7 protein-coding genes are annotated in these 10,832 nt (G+C 72.1%); 4 read left to right on the top strand and 3 right to left on the bottom strand.

The features are described 5' to 3' along the window. The first annotated feature begins 406 nt into the window (after positions 1-406). Both ABZ887_RS36340 and ptsP read left to right on the top strand, forming a co-directional pair. Positions 407-856, top strand: a complete 450-nt coding sequence (locus tag ABZ887_RS36340) for a PTS glucose transporter subunit IIA (protein WP_361299277.1) — start codon at positions 407-409, stop codon at positions 854-856. Between the two features lie 110 nt (positions 857-966). After that, positions 967-2,637 (top strand): phosphoenolpyruvate--protein phosphotransferase, encoded by a 1,671-nt coding sequence (gene ptsP, locus ABZ887_RS36335; protein ID WP_361299274.1) that lies wholly within the window; start codon positions 967-969, stop codon positions 2,635-2,637. Positions 2,638-2,706: 69 nt separating this feature from the next. Here ptsP and ABZ887_RS36330 read toward each other — a convergent pair whose 3' ends face one another. Both ABZ887_RS36330 and ABZ887_RS36325 read right to left on the bottom strand, forming a co-directional pair. Then, on the bottom strand, positions 2,707-3,600 hold the full coding sequence (locus ABZ887_RS36330; RefSeq protein WP_361299271.1) for a hypothetical protein: 894 nt from the start codon (positions 3,598-3,600) through the stop codon (positions 2,707-2,709). Between the two features lie 22 nt (positions 3,601-3,622). After that, positions 3,623-4,897 (bottom strand): MFS transporter, encoded by a 1,275-nt coding sequence (locus ABZ887_RS36325; protein ID WP_361299268.1) that lies wholly within the window; start codon positions 4,895-4,897, stop codon positions 3,623-3,625. Positions 4,898-4,942: 45 nt separating this feature from the next. Between ABZ887_RS36325 and ABZ887_RS36320 the strand changes: the two genes are divergently transcribed. Further along, positions 4,943-6,262 carry an aminotransferase class I/II-fold pyridoxal phosphate-dependent enzyme gene (locus ABZ887_RS36320; protein ID WP_361299265.1) on the top strand — a complete coding sequence of 440 codons (1,320 nt, stop codon included), beginning with the start codon at positions 4,943-4,945 and terminating at the stop codon, positions 6,260-6,262. A gap of 18 nt (positions 6,263-6,280) precedes the next feature. Here the strand turns inward: ABZ887_RS36320 and ABZ887_RS36315 are convergent, their stop codons facing one another. Beyond that, positions 6,281-8,257 (bottom strand): acetoacetate--CoA ligase, encoded by a 1,977-nt coding sequence (locus tag ABZ887_RS36315; RefSeq protein WP_361299262.1) that lies wholly within the window; start codon positions 8,255-8,257, stop codon positions 6,281-6,283. Between the two features lie 213 nt (positions 8,258-8,470). On the opposite strand from ABZ887_RS36315, the gene ABZ887_RS36310 reads away from it, so the two are divergent. After that, complete coding sequence (locus ABZ887_RS36310) at positions 8,471-10,831, top strand: TIM-barrel domain-containing protein (RefSeq protein ID WP_361299259.1); 2,361 nt, start codon at positions 8,471-8,473, stop codon at positions 10,829-10,831. Position 10,832: the final 1 nt, after the last annotated feature.

Genomic DNA, 10,832 nt, shown 5'->3' with positions numbered 1-10,832 from the left:
GTTGACTTTTGGCACGCTGTTGAGTTCTCAAGGAACGGTCGCTTCCTTTGTACTCACCCTCTCGGGCTTTCCTCCGGGCTTCCCTTCGGTGTTTCAAACTCTATCAGTGTTTTTCCGTCCCTCTGACCACCCTCCCGCAGGCATGCGGAAGGTAATCCCGAGTTAGGATCTGACAAGTTTGGATGCTGCCGAGTAGTGACGCTTTATGCGCCGCCTGGTCTCAAGCAGGAGTACGACTGTACACGGAGCCCCGAAGGGCGTGCAAATCGAATAGGGTGGTGGTCTAGACCACTAGCTGGTACCTTCCAAGCGGAACCGCCACTTCATATGACATACGCTGCTGCTCAGTGCCGTCCGGGACACGCGGTGACGGCCCGTTAGCAGCTCCACTTCTGGGAGGCCTCCCATGACCACCGTGACGTCCCCTCTCGCAGGACGTGCCGTCGGACTGGCCGCAGTGCCGGATCCGGTCTTCGCCGGGGCCATGGTCGGCCCGGGTACCGCCATCGACCCCCCGCGTGAGCCTTCCGAGGTCGTGGCGCCCGTGGACGGAGTCGTCGTCTCTCTGCACCCGCACGCGTTCGTCGTGGTCGACGACAGCGGCCACGGCGTACTCACCCATCTGGGTATCGACACCGTGCAGCTCAACGGGCAGGGCTTCGAGCTCCTCGTCAACAAGGGCGACACCGTGACCCGCGGCCAGGCCGTGGTGCGCTGGAACCCGGCCGAGGTCGAGGCCGCCGGCAAGTCTCCGGTCTGCCCCGTCGTGGCCCTGGAGGCCGCTGCCGACTCTCTCTCCGACCTTCGCGAAGACGGTGACGTGAAGGCAGGCGACACCCTCTTCGCCTGGAGCTGATGCGTCCCGGACCGACGACCCCGCCGCCCTGCCGCCGTACTACGGAGCAGGCGGCGACCACGACAACCACCGCGGCGGCGGGACCCGCCGCACTATCGGAGACGGGTGAGATGGAGACAACGCTGCGAGGCGTCGGCGTGAGCCACGGTGTGGCGATCGGCGAGGTTCGGCACATGGGGACGGCGGTGCTGGAGCCGCCTGCCAAGGGGATTCCCGCGGAAGAGGCGGAGCGGGAGCAGGGGCGGGCACGTCAGGCCGTGGACGCTGTGGCCGCCGACCTGACGGCGCGCGGCAACCTGGCGGGCGGCGAGGCCCAGGCGGTTCTCGAGGCGCAGGCCATGATGGCGCAGGACCCCGAGCTGATGTCCGACGTGGACCGCAGGATCGCCGTCGGCAGCACCGCCGAGCGGGCCGTGTACGACGCGTTCGCCGCGTACCGCGAGCTGCTGGCCGCGGCGGGTGAGTACCTCGCCGGTCGGGTGGCCGACCTGGACGATGTGCGGAATCGTATCGTCGCCCGGCTGCTGGGCGTTCCGATGCCGGGGGTCCCGGACAGTGACGAGCCGTACGTGCTGGTGGCGCGGGATCTGGCGCCGGCCGACACCGCGCTCCTCGACCCGACCCTGGTGCTCGGTTTCGTGACCGAGGAGGGCGGGCCGACGAGCCACAGCGCGATCCTGGCGCGTGCGCTCGGTGTGCCGGCCGTGGTGGCGCTGCCGGGTGCCGGGGAGCTCGCCGAGGGCACGGTGATCGCCGTCGACGGCAGCACCGGTGACATCTTCGTCAACCCGAGTGCGGAGAAGAAGGCGGCGCTGGAGGCGGCGGCGGCCGAACGGAAGGCGGCGCTGTCCGCCTCGACCGGCCCGGGTGCGACCGCGGACGGGCACAGGGTGCCGCTGCTGGCCAACGTGGGCGGTCCGGCGGATGTGCCGGCGGCGGTGGCGGCCGGTGCCGAGGGCGTCGGTCTGTTCCGTACCGAGTTCCTGTTCCTGGACGACAGCAGGAGTGCTCCTTCCGAGGAGAAGCAGGTCGAGGCCTACCGTCAGGTGCTGGAGGCGTTCCCGGAGGGCCGGGTCGTCGTGCGGGTGCTGGACGCGGGCGCGGACAAGCCGCTGGAGTTCCTGACTCCGGGGGACGAGCCGAACCCGGCGCTGGGCGTGCGCGGGCTGCGGACGCTGCTCGACCACCCCGAGGTGCTGCGCACCCAGCTGACGGCGTTGGCGAAGGCGGCCGAGGGGCTGCCGGTCCACCTCGAGGTCATGGCGCCGATGGTGGCGGACCGTGCCGATGCGAAGGCGTTCGCGAACGCCTGCCGGGAGGCGGGGCTGCGGGCCAAGTACGGCGCGATGGTGGAGATTCCGTCGGCGGCGCTGCGGGCGCGCTCGGTGCTCCAGGAGGTCGAGTTCCTGTCGCTGGGGACGAACGACCTGGCGCAGTACACGTTCGCCGCGGACCGTCAGGTGGGTGCGGTGTCCCGGCTGCAGGATCCGTGGCAGCCCGCGCTGCTCGACCTGGTCGCGCTGTCGGCGGAGGCCGCGAAGGCCGAGGGCAAGAGCTGTGGTGTGTGCGGCGAGGCCGCGTCGGATCCGCTGCTGGCCTGTGTGCTGACGGGTCTGGGCGTCACCTCTCTCTCCATGGGTGCGGCGTCGATTCCCTATGTCCGGGCGATGCTGGCCAAGTACACGCTGGCGCAGTGCGAGCGGGCCGCGGTGGCCGCGCGTGCCGCCGACAGTGCTGACGAGGCCCGCGTGGCGGCTCAGGCGGTGCTGTCTGGCGAGTAGTCGGCCGGGGCCGTGATCGGCTGTCTTTTCAGGGGCGCTCCACCTGTGGGTGGGGCGCCCCTGGTGGTTTCAGTGGTGGTGGCCCGGTGTCGTCTCCTGGTCGCCGAGGTCGGGCGGTGCGCAGTAGTCGACGTCCGATTCCGGTGAGATGAGTTCTCCGGAATCGACGTCGGTGCAGTACGCGTCGAAGACCTCGCCGGCGGTGAGGGGCGCGAGGTCGCTGCCGCGCAGTCGCCAGCCGTAGACGCGGTCGGGGGTGCCGGGGGCGGTGGTGCGCATGACGAGTCCGCCGGGGCTGTTGGTGGCGAGGCCGAGGGCGAGGACGCTGGTGAATTCGAGGGCTTCGGCCTCGTCGAGGTGGGTGGTGCCCTCGGTGTTCTGGTCGGCGTGGAGGACGGTGACGAGGGTTTCGGGTGGTCCGGAGACGCTGCATACGAGGTGCCGATTGCCTGCCGGGGCGGTGTCGAGGATGCGGGTGAGGAAGTGGGAGGCGCGGGTGAAGGCGGCGCGTCCGACGTCCTCGCCGCAGGTGGGGCAGGGGCCGAGGCGGGCGAGGAGGGTACTGGCGTACTCCCAGGTGGCCTGCCGTACCGCCTCGTCGACGAGGGCGGGGACCAGGTCGGTGAGGGGGCGGCCGTCGTAGGGGACGGTGGCGCCGGTGGCCGCGAGTTCGGCCGTGAAGCGGGTGCGGCTGGCCGGGTTGTCCGGGTCGAGTCGGGTGGCCGTGCAGAACTCGGCGTATTCCTCGGGGTCGAAGAGGGCGAGGGTGGTGTGGGTGCCCTCGGCGGCGCGGGTCCTGAGGAGGGCTTCCATCTGGCGGAGGTAGGTCAGGTGGTCGTCGAAGGTGAAGGTGCGGTAGCGCCGCATGGCGCGGAAGTCGTGCTCGTCGGTCAGCAGGCCGATGGTGCCGGCGATTTCGCGGCGCAGGACGCGTCGCATGGTCCGGTGGTCGGTGCGCGCCATGGTTCCCCCTGTGAGCGGTCGATCAATTCTCACTCACAGTAATCGGCGCCACTGACAATGGGGGGTGCGGAAGTCGGTCGCGGACCAGGCGATGCTGGATTGCGCAGGTCAGAGCGATGAGGGTGCCGAATGCGGTCCAGCCCAGCGGTCCGGTGGCGATGGCGGTGGTGACGGCGAGTGGGCCGATGCTGCGCTGGGCGGACTGGGCGAGTCCGTGCACTCCGAGGTAGGCGCCCTGGGCGGTGCCGGGTGCCAGGGCGACGGAGAGTTCCCAGGAGACGGTGGCGTGGAGCATCTCGGCGACGGTGAAGGCGGCGGCCGCGGCGGTGAGCAGGAGGATGCCCGTGGCGGTTCCGCCGGTGGCGGAGAGTGCCATCGCGATGCCGCCGAGGGCGAAGGCGGCGGAGAGCGGGACGAGGAGCCGGCGGGCGGCTCGGCTGGTGGTGCCGAAGCGGGCCAGGGGGACTTGGAGTCCCACCACCATCACGTTGTTGACGACGAGCAGCAGCGGTGCGAGGCCGTGGGGGATGCGGTCGCTGTGGGCGATCCAGAGCGGCAGGCCGACCTTGAAGACGGCGTCGTCGAGGAAGAGGACCGTGTCGGTGGCGACGTAGGCGAGGTAGGTGCGGTCGCGCCAGGGGTTGGCCGGCTTCTCGGTCTTCGGCTCGGTCCTCCAGTCGGCCACGGCCCGGGAGGGTGACGGGGGTTCGCCGCAGCGCAGGGTGAGCAGGGCGGCCGCGACGAAGGAGAGGGCGTCGCCCGCGAGGAGCCAGCGGTAGGCCGTGGTGGTGCCGAGGGCCAGGGCCGCGGCGGCGGCGAGACCGCCGAGGGCCCAGCCCGCGTTGGCGATGGTGCGGTTGAGGGCCTGGTAGTGGACTCGGTCGGGTCCGGCGATACGGGTGGCGTAGAGCTTGGTGAGGACGTTGGCCGCGCGGTCGCCGAGGGCGCCGACCGCCGAGACGGCGAGCAGCAGCGCGTAGTCGTGGGTGGTGAGCAGGGCGAAGGAGGCGAGGGCGCGCAGGAGTTGGAGTGCGACCAGTACGCGGGTGAGGGGCAGCCGGTCGGCGATGCGGCCGCCGAGTGGGGCGCCGGCGATGCCGATGGCGCCGGAGACGGCGGCGAGGGTGCCGACTTCGGCGAGGGAGAGGCCGGAGATGTAGGTGAAGTACAGGACGGAGACCGATGCCCACAGGCCGCTGCCGACGCGGTCGACCAGGGCGACGGCGAGCATGCGGCGTCCGTCGGGGCCTCCGGGAATGCGGCGGCGCCACTCGATCGCACCGGGCTTCGCTGTCACTGCTCCCCCTTGCCGTCAATTATGTATTGATACATACTTGCCAACGTGGTAATACAATATGGGATCACCGGTACGACGGCCAAGGGGATTGCCGCGTCCGTGGAACGGGGTGTGACCGAGGGCGCGTTGGCTCCGGAGGCGGCGCTGCCGCCGGTGCGGCGGCTCGCGGACGAGCTGGGGGTGAGCCCGGGCACGGTCGCCACGGCGTACAAGGAGCTGCGGCGGCGCGGGATCGTCGTCACACGCGGGCGGGGCGGCACCGTGGTGGCGCCGGCTCCGGCGGTGGCGTCCAGGCGTCCGCCCAGGGTTCCCGAAGGGCTCCGGGACCTGGCCGGGGGGCATCCCGATCCCGCGCTGCTGCCCGGCCTGGTGCCGCCCTCGACGCTCTCCCCCGGTGCCCGGTCACACCGTTCGGCGCCCCGGCTGGCGCGGCTGGAGGAGGCCGTACGGGACTGGCTGGGCCCGGACGGTGTGCCGGTGGAACACGTGACGTTCGCGCACGGCGCGCTGGATCTGATCGGCCGGCTGCTGTCCGTGGAGTTGCGGCCCGGTGACGCCGTGGCCATGGAGGATCCCGGATACCACCATCTGCTCGACCTGGTCCCGGCGTTGGGGTTGCGGATCGTACCGGTGGCGGTGGACGACGAGGGGATGCGTCCGGACGCCCTGCGCACCGCGCTGCGCGCGGGCGTGCGCGCCGTGGTGTGCAGCCCCAGGGCGCAGAACCCGTACGGCGGCTGTTTCTCGGTGGCCCGCAGGGATGCCCTGGCCGGGGTGCTGCGCGAGGAACCCGATGTCCTGGTGATCGAGAACGATCACGCGTCCTCGGTGGCCGACGCCCCGCTGCACTCCCTGACCGGGGCGGGGCTCGCGCGCTGGGTGCACGTCCGGACGGTGAGCAAGTTCCTCGGCACCGACCTGAGGTGGGCGGCGGCCGCGTGCGATCCGGTCTCGCTCGCCCGGCACGACGGGCTGCTGCTTCTGACGTCGGGCTGGGTCAGTCACCTGCTGCAGGAGACGGTGCTCGGGCTGATGACGGATCCGGGCACGCGCGCCTTGGTGGCACGCGCGCGTGCCACCTACGTACTGCGCCGCGAGACGCTGGCCGGGGAGCTGGCCGGGCGCGGGATCGGGTCGCACGGGGCGAGCGGGATGAACCTGTGGGTGCCGGTGCGGGACGAGTCGGCCGTGGTGAACGGGCTGCGCTCGTACGGTTGGTGGGTGGCGGCGGGGGCGCGTTTCCGGTTGTCGGCCGGGCCGGGGGTGCGGATCTCGACCGCCGGTCTTGAGCCGTCCGACGCGGCGCGGCTGGCCTCGGACTTCGCCGCCGTCCTGGGCGAGTCCGAGGCCACCTACGGCGGGTGAGCGCGCTCCGCGGGAAGGTCAGGCGCGCTTGCGGGCCAGGTCCTCGAAGTAGCTCAGCAGGTCGAGGTTGTCGATGGAGCCGGGGTTGACGGCCTTCTCCAGGGGTGTGCCCTGGAGAAGGCGCTTGACCGGGACCTCGATGCGCTTTCCGGTGAGGGTGTGCGGGACGCCGGGGACCTCGATGACCTCGTCGGGGACGTGCCGGGGCGAGAGCTGTTCGCGGATGGCCTGCTTGATGCGGTTCAGCAGGGCCTCGTCGAGGACCGCACCCGGTGCCAGGTGGACGAAGAGGGGCATCCAGTAGCCGCCGTCGGGCTGCTCGATGCCGATGACGAGGGATTCCCTGATCTCGGGGAGCCGCTCGACGACCTCGTAGATGTCCGCCGAACCCATCCGCACGCCCTGGCGGTTGAGCGTGGAGTCGGAGCGGCCGTGGATGATCACCGAGCCGCGTGAGGTGACGGTGATCCAGTCGCCGTGGCGCCACACGCCGGGGTAGGTGTCGAAGTAGCTGTCGTGGTAGCGGCTGCCGTCGGGGTCGTTCCAGAAGCGGATCGGCATGGAGGGCATGGGGTTGGTGACGACCAGTTCGCCCACTTCGTCGATGACGGGGTGGCCGGCCGGGTCCCAGGCCTGGAGGTCGGTGCCGAGGCCGGGTGCCTGCAGTTCGCCGGTGTGGACGGGGAGGGTGGGTACGGCGCCCGCGAAGCAGGAGCACACGTCGGTGCCGCCGCTGACGGAGGCGATCCAGAGGTCGTCCCCGCTCGCTGCGAACTCGTCGTGCAGCCAGCGGAAGCCGTCGGGGGGCAGTGGGGAGCCGGTGGTGGCGACGCACTTCACCCGGGAGAGGTCGTGGTCGCGGGAGGGGTGCACGCCGGCCTTGCGGCAGGCCATCACGTAGGCGGCGGAGGTGCCGTAGAGGGTGGCTCCGGTGCGTTCGGCGACACGCCACTGGGCACCGGTGTCGGGGTAGCCGGGGCTGCCGTCGTACAGGACGATCGTGGTGCCCGTGAGGAGGCCGGAGACGAGGAAGTTCCACATCATCCAGCCGGTCGAGGTGTACCAGAAGAAGCGGTCCTCGGGGCCCAGGTCGCAGTGCAGGCCGAGCTGTTTGAGGTGTTCGACCAGGATGCCGCCCTGGGACTGGACGATGGCCTTGGGCAGGCCGGTGGTGCCGGAGGAGTAGAGCACCCAGAGAGGGTGGTCGAACGGGACCTGTTCGAATTCTGGCTCGGTGTCGGCCGAGGTCAGGGCCGACCAGTCCACGGCGCCCTCGGGGGCCGGGGTGCCGAGCAGCGGGATGTGGACGACGGCGCGCAGGGTGGGCAGTTCGCGGCGGAGTTCGTCGACGATCTCGCGCCGGTCGTGTTCCTTGCCGCCGTAGCGGTAGCCGTCGACGGTGAACAGGACGACGGGTTCTACCTGCTGGAACCGGTCCAGGACGCTGCGGGCGCCGAAGTCGGGGGCGCAGGAGGTCCAGACGGCGCCCACGGCGGCGGTGGCGAGGAGGGCGACCACGGCCTCCGGGACGTTCGGGAGGTAGCCGCTGACGCGGTCGCCGGGGCGGACGCCGAGGGCGCGGAGCCCGGCGGCCAGGGAGCCCACCTGGCGGCGCAGCTCGGTCCAGGTGACCGGGCGGGGTTCGTGGGTCTCGTCGACATACAGGAGGGCGGGTTCGTCCGCGCGGGTGGCGGCGGCACGCAGGGCATGCTCGGCGTAGTTCAGGGTCGCGCCGGGGAACCACTCGGCGCCGGGCATGGCGCGGTCGCCGAGCACGCGCGCGTAGGGCGTCGAGAACCGGACGTCGAAGTAGTCCGTGAGGGCTTCCCAGAAGGTGTCCAGGTGGTCGACGGACCAGCGGTGCAGGGCCGGGTACCCGCCGTCGGCGGGGGCTTGGTGGTGTTCCGCCGCCCAGGACTGGAACCTGGTGATGCGTGCCTGGGCGATCCGCTGCGGATCGGGCCGCCAGAGCGGCTGGGGGTTCGCGGTCGACATGGGGCGGCTCCCGGGCTTCTGCGCTGGTGTGCGTCGGGCGCGTACGGGCTGGGGTGTGCGCGTGACGCGGCTGACAGGGACGATGCCATGTGATCGACTTCTACACCAGGGTGCGCTCCACATAGTCCGTGTCGTGAAGATGTGGTCCCGGCACGGGTGAACGGCAGTTGAACGGCACGCGTGTGTGGAGCGCTGAGTGGCAGGGTGAGCAGTATGGACGGTCGTGACCTGGTGCGTTCGGTAAGAGTGGTCGGTTCGAGTAAGGCGGCTCAGGGGTTGCGTACCGTACGGGCGGCGTGGCGCAGGAAGCGGATCGATGCCGCCGGGCTGCCGCCGCGGGGCGCGGAGCGGGCCCGGGTGCCGGGGCCGGTGCAGAACGCGGAGCCGGGGCCGGGCGGCGGTGTGATTCGGTTCAGCCGTTCCGAGTTGCGGATCACGGTCGCGGTGAACGGGGCGGTCTTCTGGGGCTGGGACGGGGCCGGTCCCGAGCCGTCGTACGCGCTCGCGGGGCGCTGCCCGGAGCCGGATCCGCGGGCGGTCCTCGAACCGGACACGAACGGCGGCTGGCGGGTCGTGGCGGAGCGGGTGACGGTCAGCGTCTCGCGGCACGGTGCGGTCGAGGTGTGCACGCCCGGTGGCGTGATGCTGCGGCGGGATCTGCCGCCGCGGTGGTGGGAGCCGGTGGGCGGGGGCGCGGCGCGCTGGGTGCAGCGGTCGGAGGTGGCCGCGGACGCGCGGTTCTTCGGTCTGGGCGGGCGTGCCTCGGGGCCGCGGCTGCGGGACGGCACGTACCGGCTGTGGAACACCGATCCCGGCCGCGCCTTCGGGCCCGGTGACGATCCGCTGTACATCACCATGCCGGTCCAGATGGTGGTGGCGGACGCGGCGGCTCATCTGGTGTTCCACGACAGCTCCTGGGACGGGACGGTGACGCTCCTGGAGGGCGAGGAGGGCGCCGGTTCCGGGCACGACCGGACCGGGCGCTGCGAGCTGCGGATGGACGGCGGTCCGCTGCGCTGCTGGGTGATGGTGGGCACCCCCGCGCGCGTGCTGCACACCTGGGCCTCGCTGACGGGCGCGCCCGCGCTGCCGCCGGCGTGGGCGCTGGGCCATCACCACGCGCGCTGGGGCTTCGGCAGCGAGCAGGAGGTGCGGCGGATCGTCGCCGGTTACCAGGAGCGCGGTCTGCCGCTGGACGCCGTCCATCTGGACATCGACCACTACGACGCCCATCAGGTGTTCACGGTCGATCACGAGCGCTTCCCGAAGCTGCCGACGCTGGCGGAGGAGCTGCGGCGGGACGGGATCCGGCTGGTGTCGATCGTCGACCCGGCGGTGAAGGCCGAGCAGGGCAACACGGTGTACGACAGCGGGGCCGCGCTCGACGCCTTCGTCCGTGATCCCGTGGGGCGGACGGTGGAGGGGGTGGTGTGGCCCGGGGAGACGGTCTTCCCCGACTTCACGGACGCGCGCGTGCGCGCGTGGTGGGGCGGGCTCTACGAGGAGCGGCTCGCGCTGGGGTTCGCCGGGTTCTGGCACGACATGAACGAGCCGACGTCCTTCAGCGCGTTCGGCGAGGCGACGCTGCCGCGGTCGGCGCGGCACGCCCTGGAGGGCCGCGGCGGCGACCACCGGGAGGCGCACAACGTCTACGCGCTCTGCATGGCGCGGGCTGCCTACGAGGGCCTGCGCACACTCGCGCCCGAGGAGCGGCCGTTCCTGTTCTCCCGTTCGGGCTGGGCCGGTGTGCAGCGCTACGGGGGCACGTGGTCCGGCGATGTCGCCACCGGCTGGCCGGGGCTGCGCGCGTCCCTGTCGCTGGTGCTGGGGCTCGGGCTGTGCGGGGTGCCGTACTCGGGTCCTGACGTGGGCGGTTTCGACGGGAGCCCGTCGCCTGAGCTGTTTCTGCGCTGGTTCCAGCTGGGCGCGTACCTGCCGCTGTTCCGGACGCACGCGAGCATGCGCGCGGGGCGCCGGGAGCCGTGGGAGTTCGGGAGCGAGGTGTTGGAGCACGCGCGCGTGGCGCTGCTCGAACGGCGGCGTCTGCTGCCGTACTTCATGACGCTGGCGCAGCTGGCCCGGCGGACCGGTGCGCCGTACGTGCGGCCGGTGTGGTGGGGGGCGCCGGAGGACAGGGCGCTGCGCGACTGCGAGGACGCCTTCCTGCTGGGCGACGCTCTGCTGGTCGCTCCGGTGCTGGATCCGGGCGCCGACCGGCGTGCGGTGCAGCTGCCGCGCGGGCGCTGGTACGACACGGTGACCGAGAAGGCGTACGAGGGGCCGGGGCAGGTGCTCGTGGATGCCCCGCTGTCGCGGATCCCGGTGCTGGCACGCGCGGGTGCCGTCCTGCCCGTGCGGGACGAGGACGGCGGGACGCTGCTGGAGGTGTGGGCGCCCGCCCGGGGGCGGACGGGCGGCGGGCTGGTCGTGCCGGACGCGGGCGACGGCTGGGACGAGCCGGAGATCGAGCGTTACGTCGCCCGCTGGGAGGGCCGGCGGGTGGTGGTCCGGCGCGAGGACGAGAGCGGCGTGCGCGAGCCGTCCCGTCCCGTCCGGGTCAGGGGGCTGGGATGAG

Source organism: Streptomyces sp. NPDC047061 (assembly GCF_040643955.1).
Lineage (GTDB): Bacteria > Actinomycetota > Actinomycetes > Streptomycetales > Streptomycetaceae > Streptomyces.
The sequence above is the reverse complement of the archived record's forward strand: the minus strand, read 5'-3'. Positions and strand labels throughout refer to the sequence as shown.